This is a genomic window from Paenibacillus cookii (assembly GCF_018333375.1).
Classification (GTDB): Bacteria; Bacillota; Bacilli; order Paenibacillales; family Paenibacillaceae; genus Paenibacillus_AQ; species Paenibacillus_AQ cookii.
The window spans coordinates 124,638-144,466 of sequence record NZ_BORW01000010.1 but is presented as its reverse complement, the minus strand read 5'-3'; the positions used below and the strand labels follow the sequence as shown (position 1 = coordinate 144,466).

The following is a 19,829-nucleotide window of genomic DNA, read 5'->3' as shown; positions in this document are numbered from 1 at the left end:
TCGCGAAAACGTCTTTCGGCAGCTGGCTGGCATAGCGAAAAGATCAAGGATCTTGCCGCCTGAAGCCCCTTTAGCTTTGTGCCCCTGCCTTTCGGCAGGTTTACCTTTGGCTTGAGTTTTCAAAGTGCGATATTTCAGATATTGCAGAAAATAAATGAAATATCTGAAAAATACACTTTTAATATATCATGTTTATAGTCAAAGTACAGGTTAGATCCTTCCAATAAGAGGTAATAAAAGTGTCTATATCCCGAAATTATGGGAAATGCCATAGGTTATCATTGGAAAAGCCCCCCCGCCCCCTTAATCCCCGGCTTCAGAACATGACTGTAACGCGTCCAGCAGCCCACCCGGAGAAAAGCGCCGGACAACGGCCGCTTTCTCCTCCAGCGGCATGCAAACGGATAACTTGTAGGCGGGGTCAAACGGGACGACTTGAAGATGCAGCTCCGGATCGATCCTGCCTTGATGCACGATGCGAATCCCGGAAGAATGCCTGATCGTCTCCAGCTTGGACAAGCCGATCGAAAGGCCTTTACCGACGGCTTTGGAATAACTTTCTTTAAGCGTCCACAACTCGAAAAAGAAGGCATCCCGACGTTCGGCGGGCTGCCTTCTCCATTCAGTCAGTTCCCGTGGCGTAAAACACAACTCGGCCGCTTCCGCTTCCGCCCGGCCGATATGCTCGACATCGATGCCGATCGGCCCCCCGGCGCCCACGGCGCATACGACCCAATCCTTGGCATGGGACACGTTAAAATAACAGTCGGGAACGCCTGCCAGGAACGGTTTGCCGTAACCATCCCGGGCAAACTCCACGTTCCGGAGCCGGAGCCCCTTTTCGAGACAAGCCGTCACCCGCTTCAAGGCATCGGAAACGATCACGCGCTCCGCGTCCCGCTCCGATCTGTGCCTCGCGGCCCGGGACCTTGCTTCATCAGGCAAAAAAGCGAGCAGCCGCTGCATATCCGCGCCGGCGCCTTCCCGCCAATCGTTAAGATTTACGGCATATATCGTAGCGATGCGTTTCACCTTCTCCCTTCCTCGCTCCTTGCATCGAAGGCCGTTTATGGCACAAGTCAAGGAATCAGTTTGAGCTTGCGCGCCTGCTCTTCGGTCAAAATAAATTCCTCGGCCGGCCATACCTCGTCTTCGTCGTCCACGCCGAACATGTTCATGACCTCGGGCCAAATTCCTTTTTCCACCGCTTCTTCCTGGGTAATAATCACTTTCATGAGCGACCAGCCTCCTCATGTTGACCGTATTTAATTCAAGTATTACCCAATCATGGACCCTTGTCGACAGCAAAATGGCATCCGGAGTGCAACGGCTCTGTTCGATCATCCCATTAAGCCTTCGTTCGGGATTGCGCGGGGGAAGGCTCTTGGGCGAACTGCATCCGCCCCGCGCCCATCATCGACACCGAAAGCAAGGCGAAAAACACCGGAAGGAGAGCCCACAGAAACGCATGTTCGACGGAAAGCGAAAGCGCCGCGCTGATTTTTTCCATGACGGGCTTCGGAATCAGCGCTCTCATCTCAGGCGATAAGAGCTGCTGCGGGTCGGCGTTTGCCGGCATGTTTTCCCCCGAACCCCCAAGCCTTTCCGCCAGTTGATTATTGAAATCGTTGCGCTGAATGATGCCGAACACGGTAATTCCGATCGTCATCCCGAGCGAACGCAGAAACGAAATCGTCGAGTTGGCCGACCCCCGCTGCCGCACATCCATCCCTTGGATGGCCGACATGCTGAGCACGGAAAACGAAAACCCGATGCCAAAGCCGGTAATCATCATATAAAGCGAAAGCACCGTCCGGGACGTTTCCGGCGTAATCGTGGCAAGCAAATACATGCCGAGCAAAAACACGACGGCCGAAAAAACCATGATTCTGCGGAACGTCATTTTGGCGGAAAGCATGCCGCCGACTTGCGAAGCGACAACCGAGCTCAGTGTGAGCGGAAGCAGTATCAATCCGGAGTTAGTCGCACTTCCACCCATGACGCCTTGGACGAAAATAGGAATGTACACCGCCGCCGTAATAAAAGCCGCCCCGTAAAACAATGCGGCCGCGCTGCTTGCCGCAAACAGCCTTTTCCGGAACATGCCGTACGAGATGATCGGTTCCGCCGCCTTGCGCTCAATCAGCAGGAACGCGATGAACAGCACGGCAAACGCCGCAAACAAACCTAAAATGACGAAGGAATCCCATGCATATGTGTTGCCGCCGAGCTCGAGCGCGAACATGAGGCTGACGACAGCGCCCACAAGCGTTGCCGCTCCCCAGACGTCGATTTTTTGCCGCGAATGCTCATGCGATTCCTTGTAAAAGAACACGACGAGCAGAAACGCGAGCAGCCCCAGCGGGATATTGATATAGAAAATCCAACGCCAATGCCAATAATCCGTAATATACGCTCCCATCAAAGGACCGAACAAATTCGCGATGCCGAAGACCGCGCCGAACATCCCTGACATTTTGCCCCGCTTCTCCGGCGGAAAAATGTCAAAAATGATCGTAAACGTAATCGGGATGAGCGCGCCGCCGCCAATCCCCTGAATGGCCCGATAGATGCTGAGCTCCGTAATCGTATGCGCCGTGCCGCACAGCATGGAGCCGATCAGGAAAACGACGATGCCGAAGACAAAAAATTTCTTCCTGCCGTACATATCCGACAGCTTCCCGAAAATCGGCATGCCCGCCATTTCGGCCACCATGTACGCCGATGTCACCCAAACGAATTGGTCGAGCCCGCCCAGCTCCCCGATCATCGTTCCCATGGCAGTCGCCACGATCGTATTATCGATGGCCGCGATCAGGATGCCGAGCAACAGCCCCGCAACGATCCATCCCAGCCTGTTCTTTTTAACCGCCATAAAAGCCTATTGCCCCTTTCCTCACCATTCGGTTTTGGCCGACTGCGAAACGACGGCTTCGGGATCCTGCTTCAATTCATCCTTGTATTCCACAAGGCCGATGCTGCATCCGGCGCCGATGGTGACGCTGCGTCCCCGGACCACGGCAGCTTTGGTATTTTCCAGCTCGACCGTATCTCCTTCGATCGTTTCCGCCGTAAGCATGCCGTCCGGCCCCATGAACAATTTCCCGAAAAGGGACATGCCGCTTCCTTTTTTGACGGTAATTCGGCTTCCGACCAGCTCCCGCAGCCGGCTGTGCCCGTGCAGCTTGAAATCCGCCTGCTCGGCATTCAGCATGCCGTTCACGTCGACCATTCCCCGGACAACCAGTTCTTCCATCTGGCAATCCGCGTTCGCCCGGAGCTCTCCCGTGATTTTCGCTTTTTCCGCCGACACCCGTCCGTCGACCGACATGACGCCGGAAATGGAGACGCTTTGAGCCGACAGGTCCCCGCCGATCCGCAGCTCCCCTTGCGTCCGGAAGCTCCCGCCGCTTGCGCTGCCGGCTACTTTCAGCGTGCCGGTGCAGGATACGCTCCCCGCCTGAAGCACCCCTTTCACCTCGGAATTGCCCAGGCATTTGAACATTTCGCATTCCGTGTCGGCATGGATGATCGCGTCGCCCATGATTTTAACGTTGCGGAAAGCCCCTCCGCCGGATTGGCCGTTGCCCGTCATTTTCAAATCGCCGCTGGTGCCGTTCGGATTTCCGTTTATATTCATGTCTCCGTTCCTCCTTTTAAATGTCCTTGCATTAAATCTGCTGCGCCTTTTCAATCGTGGCATCGTCTTCCCGAATCAGCCGGTCCTTATACTCCACGCGGCCGATTTTGCAGCCTTTGCCGATGCGCACGACATTCCCCCGCACGATATTCGCCTCCGTATATTCCAGGTCGATCTCGTCGCCTTCGATGACTTCTGCCTGAAGCCGGGCGGAAAATGCCGGAACGACCTGCTCGAGGACGCTGACCTTTTTGAACCGTTTGACCGATATCGCATCCCCGCCGATCTCATTGACCTTGCTGGGCATGCTCAGTTTGACGTCGATCATTCCGGCATTCAGCAAACCTCCGATGTTGAATCCGCCGTGAACGTGAAACCATTCGCACTGCACGCCGCCCCTTGTTTTCAAGCTGCCGAAAATTTCAACCTTCTCGCCGATCAGCCCGCCGGCGATGGACAAGCGTCCATTGGCCGTAAGCGATTCATGGCAGACCGCCTGATCCTTAAAAGTGACGAGCCCATCCAACATCATGCGGTTTGCGTTTACCCGGCCTTCGACCGTCGCCGTGCCGTTCACCGTGACGGCCTCGCTTTGCAGCGCCCCCTCCAACGTCAACGTGCCGTTGCTGTCGAAGGAAAGGCAGTCGGTGTCCCCGTTGATTTTCACCATGCCGTCCAGCCTGACATGAGAATACAAGCCGCCTTGAGACCTGCCGATGCCGGAAATGCTCATTTCTGTTCTTTCCATTCTTACGCCTCCGTTTCATTTAGCTTCAGCTTCAATTCCTCGATGGATGCCGCCAAAGGCAGCCGGAAAATCCATTTCGCATCCTTGTCAAAATAAATTTGCTCCGCCGACTCCGCCAAAAACAGCAGCGGAACTCCCATTTTCCGGACCAAGGCCAGTTCGCACGGTTTGGACGCAAACGCCCCGTAGTGCTCGCGCATGACCGCAATCAGCATTTTCCCTTCATCCCGCGTCATGTCTCCGCCTTGCAGCAGCTTCTGCAGCACATATACCGTCAGGATATCGTCAAAAGATAACGTTTCCTGCCTTCCGGCCACTTCTTCAAATAATGCCAGCGAAATACTTGTAACAATGTTACGTTCTATAAGTTGGGCTGAGGACATCGACTGGATGTTCGAGCTCGGGGAAAACACATCCGCCAGCTCATCCAGCGACAATCCGTCTTTCATATTTTTTATGCGTTCGATCCGCTGCAGTATTTTATCCTTGGGAAAGAAGGTTTCCTGCCCCGTAAAGGCCGACTTGCGGACAAACCACTCCTCGGGAATCAGGTTTTTGCGCTTCCAGCGGTACAGTTGCCCGTAGGAGATCCCCGTCAGCTCCAGCAGTTCCTTTTTCGAAATCAGATCCTCTTCGTTCATGACACCGCCTCCTTGCATCATAATGTAACATAACATTGTTACGCTGTAAATGGGTTTAAAACATTTTTATGATTTGCGGGATTGCGGCAATATACACTTGAAGACAGCAGAGACGGTTACGAACAGACGATTTCTGATACGAACGGAATCCCCGGAAATAAAAAAGAGCAGAATGCCGGATTCTGCTCTTACAATATACTTTGTTGCAACGATTTTATGAGTCCGCCCGCACGCGCCACACGGCAGCGCCGGAGCTCATCGCCCGGCAACGGCCGATCGCCTCTTCCGCTGTACCGACGTCCTTGCTCCAATCGATGAAATAGCGGAATTCGTAAAATCCGCCCAGGGTTGCTTTGAAGTTGGTTTCCCAATAGTTGCTCATGGCCCATACGTAGAGGTGCCGTTCCGTCCCTTCGGTTTGCTGGGTGTGGAGCAGCCGTTTTCCGTGGTCCAGCGAACCTAGCTGCACAAGCGGCGTATCCGGCGTGGCGATCATGAGAGCTCGGTTTTCTCCCGCAAAAGCCAGCCCCTCCTGAATGCAGTAGTAGTCCAACAGCGTTCCCGGCAGCTGGTCGATCCCGGGACGGACGGGCGCGCCCGCTTTATCCAGCCATAGCGTCTCGGCATCCGGCATTCCGGAAGTGAACGGCAGCGAAATATATACGTTTTCCGGTTCCCATACGCTTTCTTTATGAAAACGGACGGAGACGTCGACCCGGCTTGATCCAGCATAAAGCTTCAGAAATACGGAATAACAGCTCATGCCGCGCGTTTCGAACTGCAGCTCCACGACTCCGTACAACGGGCCGTTCGAGACGGCTTTGGCCTTCGCAAGCCGCCCGACAAAGCGCTGCACGTTCAGCCCCTTGCGGTTACGGCCCATCGCGCTGCGCACGGCATACATGCTTCCCGAATTCGCAGGCCCTTCCGCAAGGGTCACTTCGTAAACAGGCGTAAACGCCCCATGTTTCCGGTCCGCGCGGATCAAATCCTCTCCGGTTTCCTTGATGACCCAGGACACGATCCCTTCTTCGTTCCAGCGGATGTTTACGTAAGGGGATTCGGCCCCATGCTGCGAAAATACGCATGCATCCTTCGCTTTGCCTGACGGGTACATATCCTCGATGTCGTATACCGTGTCGGCGCCGACCAGCTTCACGTTGCTCGTCGTGACCGCCTTCGATGTTTTGGCGGGACGAACCGTGAATTGTTTCTGTTCCCCCGGCCCCAGGTCTACCTCGACCGAGGCGCACTGAACGCCGATTTGGTGCAATACCGCCTGCCCCGTGCTTTCGTCGACCACTTCCAGCCCGTCCTTAAAACGTTCGTTTTCGAAGCCGTCCCATTCCAAATCCGCCAGCTGCCTTAATGCATGCCGCTCGGTATTGGCCACCCGGTAACGGAAAGGGCGTCCGGGATACAGCAGGGCTCCGCCCAGAGCATGCCGGACTTTATCCAAGGCCAGATGGGCCAACCGGCTGGCGTTGGCGGCATAAGCCAGCTTGCGCGCCTCAAGCATCTGCACGTTCCAGTGCCACGGCGCATGCACCGAAGCATGGAATCCCCACGTATGCTCGGCATACATGACAAGCTGCTGCTCGATGCCGGATAGCTCCTCGCGGCTTACAGTCTGCTGCCGGGGGTCCAAGCTTTTCACTTTGCGCAGCGTTCGCTGGGCATCCCTGAACATTTGCGTGTGCATCGGCGTGGAGCTTACGCCGTCCGACCACCAGTCCGGCCAATCGCCGCGATAGACCGGAATTTCCGCATCCTGCTGCTTCAGATGGCTGAAAAATCGGCTTAACGTGGACATTTCAACCGTAATCCTGTCTCCGTGCAGCTCATTCCAGGAGCGAATGGCCCGCGCGATGTCCCCGTTCGGCGAGCCGTTGTCGGTAGCCAGTCCCGACACCATGACCGGCACAAAATCATACGGGTATCCTTCGTCCTCCAGCTTGCTTAAATACCGTTCGATGCGCGTTTTCATGATCTCTTCCCGGTTGTCCACGATGGCCGGCGTCCGGAATTCGTCGCGGATCATGTAGCTGCCGACGCCGTCCGGACAAAGGCCCAGCTCGTTCCCGAACATGTAATGCTCCCCGTTCCAGACGAGCAGCTTTCTTCCGTCCGGCGCTTCCCACCAGAACGGGGTCTGTTTGCGGCCCAGCGCAAACATGCCGTGATGCGTGTGGATGCAGGAAAACAGATGCGAAATGCCCGCATCCAGCAGGCTTTGCGCATACCCCCAGCTGTAGCCGTTAATGTCGGCGGTCATCGCCGAGTCCACGGGACATCCGATGGTGCGCCCGTATTCCGCCGCCTTGGCGTGGATGGCCCGCAGCAGATCCTCATCGGCAAGCTCCGTCATGTTCAGGTAGGTACCGGAAAGCTCAATATCGCCCTGCCGTACCGCCTCCGCAAAATCGCGCCGTTCTTCGCTATCCGCCTCCTTCAGAAACTGCTCCACCGCCCAAAACGTCTCGCAGGTCCATTTGAAACCTGACCATTCGTCGCGTTTTCCGGATCGCATGTCTTTGCATATCCGGATGGCCTGTCGGATAAAATCCACATGATACTGCTCGATCCGTTCCTGCCTTTCCGTATAACCGATGTCCGTATGCGAATGGTGGATCACAAACATGCGCCACTTCCGGCTTGGTTTATTCATGAGTACCTCTCCCATCATGAAGATTTCATAAAAACGGTATTGACCCAATGTTCCATGGAAAAATCACTCGCGCTGCACGTCCGTAAAAAGCCGGCTTGCCCCTCTGAGCGCGCTTATCGACGTGTCCGCCGCTATTCGAACCGGAACGCCTCCCAGCCGGCCGGAGACGAACAGGTCCGCGGATTTGGCGATTTGCCCGCCGATCACGATCTCATCCGGCTGAAAAGAGCCGATCCAGGGAAGCAGCGCCTCCGACAGTTTTTCGCCGAATTGGCGGAACAATTGCACAACCTGCATTTCGCCGTCACGCGCCCGGGCGGCCAACAATTTCACGTCTTCGTCCCCGTGCGCCACTTGCGGCACTCCCATTTCTTCGGCGAGCCGAACGATCCCTCTGCGCGAGAAGTAATCGTCCAGCACCCCGTCCCGATAAGGCAGCCGGTACAGCCAGCCTTCCTCCGGGACCCCTTCGCCTTGTTTGACCAGCCGTCCGCGGTTAACGAAAGCGGAGCCAAGTCCGGTACCAAGCGTCAAATACATCGTTTTTTCCCGGGACCGCCCCGCGCCAAAGGCGTATTCCCCCAGCGCGAACAAGGCCGCGTCGTTTTCGATGGCAACCGCCGGGGTGCCGCTCCACCTGCTTGCAAGCCCTGGAATTGCGGCGACTCTTGCCGTTAATTCCTCCCGGAGATTCACGCCGTACAAAGCCTCAAACTTGTTCAAACCGCGGGTAAGGCAAATCCCCCGTTCATAATCGAAAGGACCCGGGAAGGCCAGCCCGACGCCGCGGATACCGCGCTCGGGCGGAACCAGCTTCCCTTGAATGTCGACGAGATTCGCAAGATGCCGCAGCAGCGCCTCCTTCTTCTCTCCCGATCTTGCGGGATAAACCTGCGGAGACCCTAGCAGGCTTCCATCGGCGCCGACCAGGCCCGCCTTGATATACGTGCCTCCCACGTCAAAAGCCAACACGACGTCACGCATGCGGATCAACCAGGCTGACGTTCCACTTTTTCGAAACGCCTGCTTTGATCAGCCTGCACGGACTGCCGCCCCGATTGACGATCGCGTACGCGCCAAAGGCGGCCGGAATGATGTAAGACTCCGCATAACGGAGCTCGGCGTACACCGCCCCGTCTTCAAGCGAAACGACGGCTACGCGTTCCCCTTCGACCAAATTCAGCATGACGAACTCGCCTTCGGCCGCTTCCTCCCAACGGTCATCCAAATGGATGCGATGGACGTAAAACAGCAGATCCTCCCTTTCGCCCAGCACGTATTCCTCGTTGCTTCCCTGGGTCCTCAGCAGCCTTGGGCTCGGGATCAGGTTCTCCTGAACCCATTTTCCTTTGCGGGAGAAATCGATGTTCTCGAAAGCGTAATCGATGTTCACCGGCCGCGGCTTGCCGTCCAGATCCTTGCGCACGTAATCGTAAATCTTGAACGTAAACCACCAGGTCGTCGCGGAAATTTCCAGGACGAAGTTATCTTTTCCGGAGCAGTGGACCGTGCCGGTCGGAATGAGGTACAGGCCGCCTTTTTCGCTCTCCCATTCCTGCACGTAATCCGTGAAGGCGATCGGCTCGCCGGTAACCTGGGACCGTTCCGCCGCTTCGCGGAAAGCCTCGGGCGTGCACCCCTCCGTCAAACCGAGATAAACTTTCGCATCGCCCTGTTTTTCCATGACGTAATACGATTCCTGCTGCTCCATGAACTCGTTGAACCTCTCCCGGATAAAGCGCTGCTTCGGGTGAACCTGGCAGGAGAGGTTGTCGCCGTCCATCGTGTCCAAGTAGTCGAATCGCACCGGAAAATAATCGCCGAACAACCGCACGTTGCGTTCCCCCATGATCTCCATCGGGGCATGCGCCATGACCAGCAGGAACGGAATTTCCGCAACCCGCCCTCCGTGCGTGACAAGCAGCGAGTTTTCCGGCGCAATCGGCTCGAAGTTCCAGGCGCAGTTCACCATATCCTCCGGCAAATCCGCGATCCGTTTCATGTATTGTCCGCCCCATACGCCCGGCATCATAAACGGTTTGACCCGCAGCGGATAACGCGCGACATCGCGGATGGCGGCGATCAGATCGCCAGTGGCGAGCAGGGCGGGCCGGCTTGGGTCGTTCATGTCGACATACAGGTCGAAGGCTTCGAGCCGCTCCTTGCGGTAAGCCTCCAGCAGCGGCCATTCCACGAAATAAGCGATTTTATAGGCTTCCACGGCATCCACGTTCCACGTGAACCCGAAGTTTAACAACCCCTGCTTGTGGGCAAGCTCCTGGTATTCCCGGGAAACGTCGAGAAACATCGATGTGTCGCAGCGTCCGCCGCACAGCCACAAGGCGCCCGGGCCAAAAACGACGAATACCGTCCGTTCGGCTGCCGTTTCCGCGAGTCGCGCTGCATGCTCTTCAAAACGACGCTGCGAACCGTCACGGAAATATTCGTCGATATTCCCTTCGGCGACGTATCCGAAAGCGCGGTTATCGGTTATGTTCCGCCGAAAATGTTCCCGAAGCTCCGCGCCCGATTTCAAATAACCGTACGTATCCGCGGCGGCGAATCGAAACCCTTGCTTTTCGGCATAAGGGATCAAACGTTTCAGCAGAGACTGGAAGTCTGCGCCGTGCGTCCCGTCAATCACGATCGTTGTGACGTTGCCGTTTTGGCCTTGAGCCAGGGAAAAAGCCCGCTCCAGCACGGCTTCGTATCCTTGCAGAATGCCATGTTCAAGCACGGCTTGCCGGACCCTATTCAACGGTCTTTTTTCAAACATAAGCTCCATCCTTTCCAACCGGGCCTATAAACGAAATTCAGCCCGCATCCCACGGGAAACCACCGTAATCCCGAGCCGCTTGTTTTTGAGCCCGGATGATCGCTGGAATAACCGTATTTCAAACGAAAACGAACTCGTGTACCATTGTACAAAAGGACCTTGCGGGCGTCTTTGCATGAACGGGCCATCCTTTTGCAAAAAACGGACACGCGCATGCGCATCCTTTCCCGACTACACCGTTTAGGGGAGTTTCCTCATGTCCATCGAATCCAGCTTTCGCAAAGCCAACCAAATATGCAACCGCCAGCTGACCCGCATCGAAGCCGATCGTTTAAGCCTTTCGATTCTTTATTGGGGGTTTATGCCTGCGCATTTCGACAATGCCCTGCATCGCCATTCGTTTTTCGAAGCTTGTTACGTCATCGAAGGCAGCGGCTCCTATATCGAACACGACACGGAATACCCGCTCGGCAAAGGCACCTCCTTTTTGTCCGTGCCGGGGACCTGGCATCAAATCCGGAGCCTTACGGGGTTAACCTTGGTTTACGTCGCTTTTGAAGTGGATGAGGAGCGAACCGGGCCAAGTTGCGCCGAAGACTACCATCGCCTTGCGGAACAGGCCCGGCCCGTGATTTACGGCGCGGATGCCGAACCTTTGGGCCATTTATGGGAGACGCTCATATCGATCTTCGACGATCAAAAACCTGTTTTTCCGGCCTTGCTGCAGCACGCCTCCACATCCCTGCTCCTGTCGGTCCCGGCCCTTCATGGATCCTACCGGGAAGAAGCTTGGCATCATCAGGCGGACGCCGCTTGGGACGAAAACAGCCTTTTTCGACAGGCGAAGCTGTTCATTGCCGACAACCTGAGCGAGGAACTGACATTGCCCAGGGTAGCGGGCCATCTCCATATTTCGCCCCGGCATCTGACGAGATTGTTTCAGCAGCATACGAATCAAACCTTCGTCCATTACATTCAGGAACGCAGGGTTCAGTTGGCCGCGCAAATGCTCTTGAACGGGGATTTGTCCATCAAGGACATCGCCTCCCAGTGCGGCTTCCAATCGGTCCACTATTTCACCCGGATTTTCACCCAGAAGCTCGGCGTATCCCCCGCCAAATTCAGGCGCGCGCAGTTCACGGAAGGGCGTTCCGGCAAACATCGTTTTACGGAATAGACGCAAAATGACCCCGGACGAAACGGGGCTAAACCAAATTAAGGCTGACGCCGGGGGATACCCGGTGCCAGCCTTCAGCTTTATCTGCGTATGCAAAATGTCTTCGTCAATGCGGGTATAAAACGTCGAACTCGTTCCCGCACGGCCCGCCGTCCGGATTCGCCTCCAGCATCACTTCGGAACCGTCCGCCGCGTACAGCGGGCGGTAGAAGGCTCCGATTCGAACCGCGGATGCATTGGCATAATGGCATATGAACGCGTGCCGGAAACGGTCCTTGGATTTGTTGCGGTACGACCCGTGGATCAGATTCCCGTTGAAAAACAGCACGTCGCCTTCGTCCATGACGGCCGGAACGGCTTTTTTGTCTTTGGGCGGTTTGACGTAATGGGTGGTAAACGATTCCTTCTCGTCAGCCAGTTCGGGGCATACCACTTCATAACCGCTGGTTTTCGGAACGACCAACAAACAGCCGTTTTCCTCGTCGGCGGCATCAATCGCCGTCCATGCGGCAATGCAGTTGCCAGGTTCCACCTTCAAATAGAAATTGTCCTGGTGAAGCGCCTGCCCCCTTGATCCTGGAGGTTTGTAATAATACATGCTTTGCGCCGCCAGCGCGGGTTCCCCATACAGATTCTCCAGCACATCCATCACCGGTTTGTGCAGCATGTATTTCATGGCCGTTGGATTGAATCGATGCGGATGCATGACGCGCGGATACCTTTTGAGAGGATCCGGGTTGTCCGGGTCGAACACGGGCTCAAAATGCCCCTGCACCGTCGTTTCGCCGATTCTCTCGAACGTGCTGCGAATGTCGTCCAGCTCTCCGGGCTCGAACAACCCTTTGACGATCAAATACCCTTCCGCTTGAAAAAACGCCATCTGGTCCGGCGACAATCCTTTTCCGCTTGGGCCCATAAGTTCGCTCCTTTACAAGGATATTGAAATGAACTATGTTCATTGTAGCTTGCGAAGACAAACGAAAACAGTAAGCTTTCTGCTTAAATCTCATCCGATTCTGCTGTCATGCAAATGGCCGCCGGAATCGGTCCGGTCCTGTTTTGCGATCAACGGAGGAGGGTTGGGAAAAATATGAAATTCGCTCATCATACCGCCGATTCCGGATATATTTTCGGTGGATATTACGACGAATCCGACGCTTATATGGTGAGACGCCCCGACGGCATGTCCGACTGGCTGCTTCTCTATACCGTCAGCGGCGGCGGTTATTTTCAGACGCCCCAAGGCCGAAAAGAATGCACGGAAGGAGATGTGACGCTTCTGCGGAGCGGCGTCCCCCATCAATACGGAACGATGCCGGGACAACGGTGGCGATTTTTCTGGTCCCATTTTCAAGGATTGCCCGAGATCGGTTATCTTCCCCAGGTTGAGGTGTGGAATCAAAGCATCTCCAGCGAATATTACCGTGTGCGGATCGGCCATGCATTTCGGAACCTGCTTCATGATTCCAGGGAACGGGCAGGCATGTGGGAATTTTTATGCCAGAACGCCATTCGGGAAGTGCTGCTGTTATCCTGCGAAAGCCTGCATTCCCCGCTCGATCCGCGCGTGCAGACAGCACTGCATTGGCTTACCCGCCACATGGCCGAAGACATCACCGTCGAGGAGCTCGCCCGGTCGGTTGCGCTATCCCCTTCGCGATTATCCCATCTGTTCAAACAGGAGACCGGACTATCCATCCTCGAATACCGCAACCGGATGCGAATCCAACAGGCGGCCCTGCTGATCCGGCATATGAAAAAGACGGCCGGCGAAGCGGCCCTCGAGGTCGGATTTTCCAACTACAATCACTTTTCCAGACTATTTAAAAAGCAGTTCTCCGTGTGTCCGAAAGATTACCGTCCATGAAATCGACATCCCCATGCTTACATTCGCCTTCCGGGCTGATCCTGCCCGCGCTCAAGCCGTAGCGATGCTCAACCGGTTTCTGCACGCCGTTCATTTGATCGAGCCGCTCTCGCCACGAATCGGACTGCCTTTGTCAAAAGAGGCCCTTCAAAAAGGGCTTTTTGTTTTGCCATGAAATAAAAAGGTTGAATTCGAACTCGTTTTGCATATAATTAGTACCAAGTCCTAATACTTGATATTAATCTCACCCGCTTTCCCGGTTTATCGGCTTGTCCATTATCCGTAAGGAGGAAAAACCATGATCAGTAACGCAATATCCAAAGCGGCTATTACGGCCATCGGCACCTATGTGCCGGACAAAAGATTAACGAATGCGGATTTGGAAAAACTCGTGGAGACGAACGACGAATGGATCGTGCAGCGGACCGGCATGAGGGAGCGTCGGATCAGCGCCGAGCAAGAGTTTACTTCGGACCTGTGCATCCGGGCGGTCGATGACTTAATGCGGACCTACGGCAAAACCGTGGAGGATGTCGATTTGATCATCGTCGCCACCACGACGCCGGACTACCCGTTCCCCAGCGTGGCGTGTTTGATTCAGGAGCATTTTAACATCCGAAGCACCGGGGCATTCGACTTGAACGCGACTTGCGCAGGGTTCGCTTACGGCCTGCATCTGGCAAACGGGCTTATTAGCGCCGGGCTGCACCGCAAGGTGCTGGTCGTCGGCGGTGAAACGCTGTCCAAGGTGACGGATTATACGGATCGGACGACATGCATTCTGTTCGGGGACGGCGCGGGCGCGGTACTGGTCGAAGCGGACGAAGCCCGTCCCGGCTTCATCGCGTCCCTTCAAGGCACGGACGGCAGCGGCGGGGTCCACCTCTACCGTGCCGGGATGTCCAATACATTAAAAGGCCAACCGCTTGCGGGCCAAGGAAACATCGTGCAAAACGGACGAGAGGTGTATAAATGGGCCGTGCGAACGGTCTCCTCGGGAATCGCGGAGCTTTTGCCGCATGCCGGCATGACGACCGCGGATATCGACTGGTTCGTGCCTCACAGCGTCAACCTTCGAATGATCGAGTCCATTTGCGAGAAAACCGGCATTCCCATCGAAAAAACGCTCTACAGCGTGGAATATATGGGGAATACATCCGCCGCATCCATCCCGCTGTCGCTCGGCCTCGGCGTGCGGGAGCAGAAGCTGAAATACGGCGACACGCTCCTTCTATACGGATTCGGCGGCGGGTTGACCCACGCGGGACTGGTCGTGCGCTGGGGCGTTCCCGATCTGGATGTCCGAGCATAACCCTGCACCGATCCGTGAAGCTATTCGCCGCTGTCCTCCCTTCATCGTAGCGACATCGTCCTTTTTCCGTCCGGAATGAAACCTGCAGGGTTTGCTTAAATTTCGCTTTCGGGATATATATGAAGTAACACATACGACGGAGGCCGAGGCGCGGGCAGCGCTAAAGCGCTAACGCAAAGCAATAAGGGGAGCATGGTGAACATGATACAGATCAAACGGATTTATGACCCTGCCGAAGATACGGACGGACAGCGGATTTTGGTGGACCGGATCTGGCCTAGGGGAGTAACGAAGGAAAAAGCGCAAATCGCGGCCTGGATGAAGGAAATTACGCCAAGCCCAAGCCTGCGCACCTGGTTCGGGCATCGGCCGGAAAGATTCGCGGAATTCAAAGCGCGTTACGAAGCCGAATTATCCGATGAGACGGCCCAAGCTTCTTTGGAAAAGATTCGCGGCTGGGCGGCATCGGGAACGGTCACGCTGCTGTATGCCGCAAAAGACCGGCAGTTTAACCATGCCGTGGTGCTGAAGGAATATTTGGAGCAGATGCCATCTAGCGATGATGATTATTTTTCGAAAACCCCTTCAATATAGCCTCTCTGCGCATCCTGTTTTCGTTCGTAATCTGCTCTTGGCTTTTAAAAGTAACTTTCTTAGGCTTATTGACCGGAAAAGGAATTACCTTTTTGTTTTTCATCATAAAAAGACCATCCTTGTTCTTTTAGCATCAGGATGGTCTTGATCTATCAAATCTATACTATTCTATCAAGTTATTTATCTTATTTATCGTTTTTCTCGGCCGCTAAGGATGCAGCCGCCTCGCTTTGACCCTTGCGAATGATTTGAAGGGCCTTTAACACGTCTTGTCGACGCTCGCGATTCGCCTTTGTAATCTCCTTTTGGGACGTAAATTCAATTTTGATAGGTTTTGTCATAGGAGTCGCCACTTTGAGTCATCTCCTTCTCCCGAAGCATTTCCTTCTGCAAAATCAAGCAAAAGGCATGAACCAATCGATACACTTCCCTTATATCTATAATATCATGGGAAAGTGTGAGGGACAACGCTCTGTCATTGCCGTCATCAAAGTGAAAATTCCAAATCCATACGGCTTGATTAAACATCTTCATCCGATATGAAACGACATTTCTGCCTGGAGAAGACAAATTATATCTAGGGTCGCCGTCCGAAGACATCGCCGCATCCACGACAGCATACCGCAGCGCATTTTCCTTGTTGATCTCAAATTGCTCAGGGCTGCTGCCGGTCGTGCCCTTATCGACGAATTTATAAAGCTTGTCTCCCCTTACTTCGTAGATCGTATACGCGGAAATAAAATCAAGCTCCGAAAAATTCATGACCCCGTTTGCGATTCGATAGATCGCCGTATTGATCGACTTCAATAAATCGATAAGATATAACACGTATTTTTCGTTTTTTTCAATTTCGCTCAGCAAAAATGCCCGTTCTTCCTTGTATGTATCGATATTCGCCTGCAAAAAATCCTGTTGTCCCTTGGCATAGTTCAAAATTTGCTCGATGCTTACATCCGTTTTGGAAGCATCGATAAGAAGCGGCGTCATGAAGGCATATAGCCCATTAAATGTGGCCCCGCTATGACGAAAGGCGGCCCATAGCGCATACTCTTTCGGTTTTTTGGCTTTAAAGGCGCCCACATGAAAATGTTCGCTGGCAATCGAGGCCATTTCATTCGTGAATCTGCAAACGAGGATCCAGTAAGTGATCATGATGATGAACGCCGCTGCACTGATCATGCCCCAAAGAGGGATATGGGCTAAATAGCCGCCAACGCCCGCTATAACAGGCCCGATAAGCGGCAAACCCGCCCATTTGATTTTGGCCAAGGTACCCGCTGATTTAAACGTGTTTTTCAGCTTCTTTAGCGGCCCTTTCCAAGCTTGTCCCCTCCAGCCATCGAAGTCCTGCTCCCGCATTTTCTTGATAATGGGGTCAAAGTCGTTTTTAATCTCTTCCAGGAAGCTATGATAGTTTAGCCTGATATTCAGATCGCTCATACCATATGCACCAATTTTTCCTAAATTTGATATGATGATAACTTACTCGCATCCATTTGTAAACGGTTATTTATCCTAGGATCCAAGGCGGATCGCTTCGTGAAGCTTATCCTTTTTTAACAGCCAAAAAAGCCGCTCTCACGATTAGAGAGAACGGCTTTCCCTTACCCAATGCCTTTTATTGATGTTCTTCCAGCCACTGCTCCGTCATCCGCAGCAGCACCTCGCTGCGCTTGATGGCATCCGCCACCTGCTCCGTAGCCGTGCCGCCGTATACGTTGCGGGCGTTCACGACCGTCTCCGGCTGCAGCACCTCGTAAATCGCGTCGTCGAAAAGCGGAGAAAACTGCTTGAATTCTTCCAGCGTCAGGTCGAGCAAATATTTGCCGTTCTGGATGCAGTACAGCACCGTTTTCCCGATCACTTCATGCGCCTGGCGGAACGGGAGGCCTTTGCCTACGAGGAAATCGGCGATGTCCGTCGCGTTGGAGAAATCCTTGTTGACCGCTTCGCGCATCCGCGATTTGTTGACCTTCATCGTGGCGATCATCGGCGCGAACAGCTGCAGGGCGCCTTCGAGCGTCGCCACCGTGTCGAACATGCCTTCCTTGTCTTCCTGCATATCCTTGTTGTAGGCAAGCGGCAGCGACTTCAGCACCGTCAGAAGCCCCATCAGGTTGCCGTAGACGCGGCCGGTTTTGCCGCGGACGAGCTCCGGCACGTCGGGATTTTTCTTCTGCGGCATGATGCTGCTGCCGGTACAAAACGCGTCGTCCAGCTCGATGAAGTTAAACTCGGTGCTGCTCCACAGCACAAGCTCCTCCGACAAGCGGGACAGATGCATCATGATGATAGAAGCGTGGGACAGAAACTCCAGAATAAAGTCGCGGTCGCTGACAGCGTCCAGGCTGTTTTCGTAGACGCGGTCGAACTGCAGCTGCTCCGCCACGAAATGGCGGTCGATCGGGAACGTCGTTCCGGCCAACGCCCCGGCGCCGAGCGGCAGCACGTTGATGCGCTTGTAGCTGTCCATCAGGCGCTCAATGTCGCGCTGGAACATCGATACGTATGCCATCAAGTGATGGGCGAACAGGATCGGCTGCGCCCGCTGCAAATGCGTATATCCCGGCACGATCGTATCCAGGTTGTCGCGGGCTTGCCCGATCAGCGATTTTTGCAGCTCATAGAGCATGCCGGACAGCTCCACCACGCGTTTGCGCAGGTACAGGTGCATATCGGTGGCCACCTGGTCGTTGCGGCTGCGGCCCGTATGCAGCTTGCCCCCAACCGGGCCGATTTCGGCGATCAGGTTTTTTTCCACGTTCATATGGATATCTTCGTCCGACACCGAAAACTCGATTTCGCCCTTGCGGATTTTTTCAAGCACCTTGTTCAGGCCGCCTTTGATCGTTTCCACGTCCTCCTGCGGCAAAATCCCGCATTTGCCCAGCATCGTCACATGCGCCAGGCTCCCTTGAATGTCTTCTTCGGCCAGCTTTTGGTCAAACCCGATCGAAGCGGTATACTCGTCCACCAAATGGTTGGTTTGCTTCGTAAAGCGCCCTCCCCACAATTTACTCACGAATGTTCTCTCCTCTCTGATACGGCAGAGGGCCGCTCCTTCTCATGAATGAAAAGCAGCGGCCGTCATCGCCGTTACGCTTGCGCGGTTCATGGTCCTATTTGTTGTTCTGCTCCACGCCCGTGCCCACTTTGAGGCGAAGCGCGTTCAAGCGGATAAAGCCCGTTGCATCCCCTTGATCGTACGCTTGCGTCGGATCGGCTTCCATCGTTGCGATATCCGGGTTGTACAAGCTGACCGGACTTTTGACGCCCGCGGCGATGATATTGCCTTTATAGAGCTTCACGCGCACCGTTCCGGTAACGTTCTTTTGGCTTTCGGTCACCAGCGCCTGCAAAGCAAGGCGTTCCGGCGCAAACCAGAAACCGTTGTATACGAGCGTGCTGTAACGCGTAATGAGGCTGTCGCGCAGGTTCATCACTTCGCGGTCCATCGTGATGGATTCCATTTTGCGGTGAGCGGTGAACAAAATCGTTCCGCCCGGCGTTTCGTACACCCCGCGGCTTTTCATGCCGACGAAGCGGTTTTCCACCATGTCGACGCGGCCGATGCCGTGTTTGCCGCCAAGTTCGTTCAGCTTTTCCATGACCTGCAGCGGGTTCAGCTGCTCGCCGTTCAACGCCACGCAGTTGCCTTGGACGAACTCGAGCTCGAGGTATTCCGCTTCATCCGGCGCATCCTCGGGGGAGTTGCTGAGAAGGTACATATCTTTGTTTTCCGGTGCGCTGGCATCGAACCAAGGATCCTCCAGCACGCCGCTTTCGTAGCTGATATGCAGCAGGTTGCGGTCCATGGAGTATGGTTTGGCGGCAGAGGCGGTAACCGGAATGCCGTGTTTTTCGGCAAAAGCGATCATTTCGGCGCGGCCCGGGAAGTCGTTGCGGAACTCCTCGAGGCGCCATGGCGCGATCACTTCGATGTCCGGAGCCAGTGCGGCAACGCCCAGCTCAAAACGGACCTGGTCATTCCCTTTGCCCGTTGCCCCGTGCGCAATCGCGGTGGCGCCTTCGGCGCGGGCGATCTCCACCATGCGTTTAGCGATCAATGGACGCGCGATGCTTGTGCCGAGCAAATACTGGCCTTCATACAGCGCGCCGGCTTGGAACATCGGATAAATAAAGTCCTTCGCGAACTCCTCGCGCAAATCGTCGATGTATACTTTGGAAGCACCGGTCGCAAGCGCCTTGGCTTCGAGGCCGTCCAGTTCTTCCTTCTGGCCGATATCCGCCGTAAAAGCGATAATTTCCGCGTCGTAAGTTTCTTTGAGCCATTTGAGGATAATGGATGTGTCCAGCCCGCCGGAATAGGCGAGCACGATTTTTTCTTTTGCCATCATGAACTTCCTTTCGTTTATGCTTCATGGTTTGATTATATCGTGATGGGG

The 19,829-nt window shown here is 54.8% G+C and carries 17 protein-coding genes and 1 riboswitch; of the genes, 4 read left to right on the top strand and 13 right to left on the bottom strand.

What is annotated here, in order from left to right; translation table 11 throughout:
- Window positions 1-14: 14 nt before the first annotated feature.
- Window positions 15-115, bottom strand: a riboswitch (cyclic di-GMP riboswitch).
- Between the two features lie 188 nt (window positions 116-303).
- The 9 genes from KI367_RS12095 to KI367_RS12055 form a co-directional block, all read right to left on the bottom strand.
- Window positions 304-1,032: a 4'-phosphopantetheinyl transferase family protein gene (locus KI367_RS12095; protein ID WP_212949896.1), complete on the bottom strand. Its 729-nt coding sequence runs from the start codon at window positions 1,030-1,032 to the stop codon at window positions 304-306.
- 47 nt (window positions 1,033-1,079) lie between these two features.
- On the bottom strand, window positions 1,080-1,235 hold the full coding sequence (locus KI367_RS12090) for a hypothetical protein (RefSeq protein ID WP_197069973.1): 156 nt from the start codon (window positions 1,233-1,235) through the stop codon (window positions 1,080-1,082).
- 113 nt (window positions 1,236-1,348) lie between these two features.
- Window positions 1,349-2,875, bottom strand: coding sequence for an MDR family MFS transporter (locus KI367_RS12085; protein ID WP_212949894.1), 1,527 nt, complete (start codon window positions 2,873-2,875; stop codon window positions 1,349-1,351).
- A gap of 21 nt (window positions 2,876-2,896) precedes the next feature.
- Complete coding sequence (locus KI367_RS12080; protein ID WP_212949893.1) at window positions 2,897-3,640, bottom strand: hypothetical protein; 744 nt, start codon at window positions 3,638-3,640, stop codon at window positions 2,897-2,899.
- Between the two features lie 31 nt (window positions 3,641-3,671).
- Window positions 3,672-4,388, bottom strand: a complete 717-nt coding sequence (locus KI367_RS12075; RefSeq protein WP_212949891.1) for a hypothetical protein — start codon at window positions 4,386-4,388, stop codon at window positions 3,672-3,674.
- Window positions 4,389-4,390: 2 nt separating this feature from the next.
- The gene (locus tag KI367_RS12070; protein WP_212949889.1) at window positions 4,391-5,029 is read right to left on the bottom strand and encodes a YhbD family protein; all 639 of its coding nucleotides are present in this window, start codon (window positions 5,027-5,029) and stop codon (window positions 4,391-4,393) included.
- A gap of 214 nt (window positions 5,030-5,243) precedes the next feature.
- A complete protein-coding gene (locus KI367_RS12065; protein WP_212949887.1) occupies window positions 5,244-7,697 on the bottom strand; it encodes a glycoside hydrolase family 38 N-terminal domain-containing protein in 2,454 nt (817 codons plus the stop codon).
- 63 nt (window positions 7,698-7,760) lie between these two features.
- A complete protein-coding gene (locus KI367_RS12060; protein ID WP_212949885.1) occupies window positions 7,761-8,681 on the bottom strand; it encodes an ROK family protein in 921 nt (306 codons plus the stop codon).
- Window positions 8,674-10,473, bottom strand: coding sequence for a class I mannose-6-phosphate isomerase (locus KI367_RS12055; protein WP_212949884.1), 1,800 nt, complete (start codon window positions 10,471-10,473; stop codon window positions 8,674-8,676). Before KI367_RS12055 ends, KI367_RS12060 begins: the two co-directional genes overlap by 8 nt.
- 256 nt (window positions 10,474-10,729) lie before the next feature.
- Between KI367_RS12055 and KI367_RS12050 the strand changes: the two genes are divergently transcribed.
- Entirely contained in the window at window positions 10,730-11,650 is a 921-nt protein-coding gene (locus KI367_RS12050; protein WP_212949882.1) for an AraC family transcriptional regulator, read from the top strand.
- Window positions 11,651-11,756: 106 nt separating this feature from the next.
- Here the strand turns inward: KI367_RS12050 and KI367_RS12045 are convergent, their stop codons facing one another.
- Window positions 11,757-12,566, bottom strand: a complete 810-nt coding sequence (locus KI367_RS12045) for a phytanoyl-CoA dioxygenase family protein (RefSeq protein ID WP_212949880.1) — start codon at window positions 12,564-12,566, stop codon at window positions 11,757-11,759.
- Between the two features lie 174 nt (window positions 12,567-12,740).
- Here KI367_RS12045 and KI367_RS12040 point away from each other — a divergent pair, with 174 nt between their 5' ends.
- The 3 genes from KI367_RS12040 (at window position 12,741) to KI367_RS12030 (ending at window position 15,423) form a co-directional block, all read left to right on the top strand.
- Window positions 12,741-13,517 carry a helix-turn-helix domain-containing protein gene (locus tag KI367_RS12040; RefSeq protein ID WP_212949878.1) on the top strand — a complete coding sequence of 259 codons (777 nt, stop codon included), beginning with the start codon at window positions 12,741-12,743 and terminating at the stop codon, window positions 13,515-13,517.
- 313 nt (window positions 13,518-13,830) lie between these two features.
- Window positions 13,831-14,829: a ketoacyl-ACP synthase III gene (locus tag KI367_RS12035; RefSeq protein WP_212949933.1), complete on the top strand. Its 999-nt coding sequence runs from the start codon at window positions 13,831-13,833 to the stop codon at window positions 14,827-14,829.
- A gap of 201 nt (window positions 14,830-15,030) precedes the next feature.
- Window positions 15,031-15,423 (top strand): DUF488 domain-containing protein, encoded by a 393-nt coding sequence (locus KI367_RS12030; RefSeq protein ID WP_212949877.1) that lies wholly within the window; start codon window positions 15,031-15,033, stop codon window positions 15,421-15,423.
- Between the two features lie 318 nt (window positions 15,424-15,741).
- Here the strand turns inward: KI367_RS12030 and KI367_RS12025 are convergent, their stop codons facing one another.
- The 3 genes from KI367_RS12025 to KI367_RS12015 form a co-directional block, all read right to left on the bottom strand.
- On the bottom strand, window positions 15,742-16,863 hold the full coding sequence (locus KI367_RS12025) for a hypothetical protein (protein WP_212949875.1): 1,122 nt from the start codon (window positions 16,861-16,863) through the stop codon (window positions 15,742-15,744).
- Between the two features lie 178 nt (window positions 16,864-17,041).
- Window positions 17,042-18,445 (bottom strand): argininosuccinate lyase, encoded by a 1,404-nt coding sequence (argH, locus tag KI367_RS12020; RefSeq protein WP_212949873.1) that lies wholly within the window; start codon window positions 18,443-18,445, stop codon window positions 17,042-17,044.
- Window positions 18,446-18,542: 97 nt separating this feature from the next.
- Window positions 18,543-19,778, bottom strand: a complete 1,236-nt coding sequence (locus KI367_RS12015; protein WP_036710464.1) for an argininosuccinate synthase — start codon at window positions 19,776-19,778, stop codon at window positions 18,543-18,545.
- Window positions 19,779-19,829: the final 51 nt, after the last annotated feature.

Coding starts and splice junctions, on each gene's coding strand:
- KI367_RS12090 (WP_197069973.1), bottom strand. CDS start 1,235: ATGAAAGTGATTATTACCCAGGAAGAAGCGGTGGAAAAAGGAATTTGG.
- KI367_RS12085 (WP_212949894.1), bottom strand. CDS start 2,875: ATGGCGGTTAAAAAGAACAGGCTGGGATGGATCGTTGCGGGGCTGTTG.
- KI367_RS12080 (WP_212949893.1), bottom strand. CDS start 3,640: ATGAATATAAACGGAAATCCGAACGGCACCAGCGGCGATTTGAAAATG.
- KI367_RS12075 (WP_212949891.1), bottom strand. CDS start 4,388: ATGGAAAGAACAGAAATGAGCATTTCCGGCATCGGCAGGTCTCAAGGC.
- KI367_RS12070 (WP_212949889.1), bottom strand. CDS start 5,029: ATGAACGAAGAGGATCTGATTTCGAAAAAGGAACTGCTGGAGCTGACG.
- KI367_RS12065 (WP_212949887.1), bottom strand. CDS start 7,697: ATGAATAAACCAAGCCGGAAGTGGCGCATGTTTGTGATCCACCATTCG.
- KI367_RS12060 (WP_212949885.1), bottom strand. CDS start 8,681: ATGCGTGACGTCGTGTTGGCTTTTGACGTGGGAGGCACGTATATCAAG.
- KI367_RS12055 (WP_212949884.1), bottom strand. CDS start 10,473: ATGTTTGAAAAAAGACCGTTGAATAGGGTCCGGCAAGCCGTGCTTGAA.
- KI367_RS12050 (WP_212949882.1), top strand. CDS start 10,730: ATGTCCATCGAATCCAGCTTTCGCAAAGCCAACCAAATATGCAACCGC.
- KI367_RS12045 (WP_212949880.1), bottom strand. CDS start 12,566: ATGGGCCCAAGCGGAAAAGGATTGTCGCCGGACCAGATGGCGTTTTTT.
- KI367_RS12040 (WP_212949878.1), top strand. CDS start 12,741: ATGAAATTCGCTCATCATACCGCCGATTCCGGATATATTTTCGGTGGA.
- KI367_RS12030 (WP_212949877.1), top strand. CDS start 15,031: ATGATACAGATCAAACGGATTTATGACCCTGCCGAAGATACGGACGGA.
- KI367_RS12025 (WP_212949875.1), bottom strand. CDS start 16,863: ATGAGCGATCTGAATATCAGGCTAAACTATCATAGCTTCCTGGAAGAG.
- KI367_RS12015 (WP_036710464.1), bottom strand. CDS start 19,778: ATGGCAAAAGAAAAAATCGTGCTCGCCTATTCCGGCGGGCTGGACACA.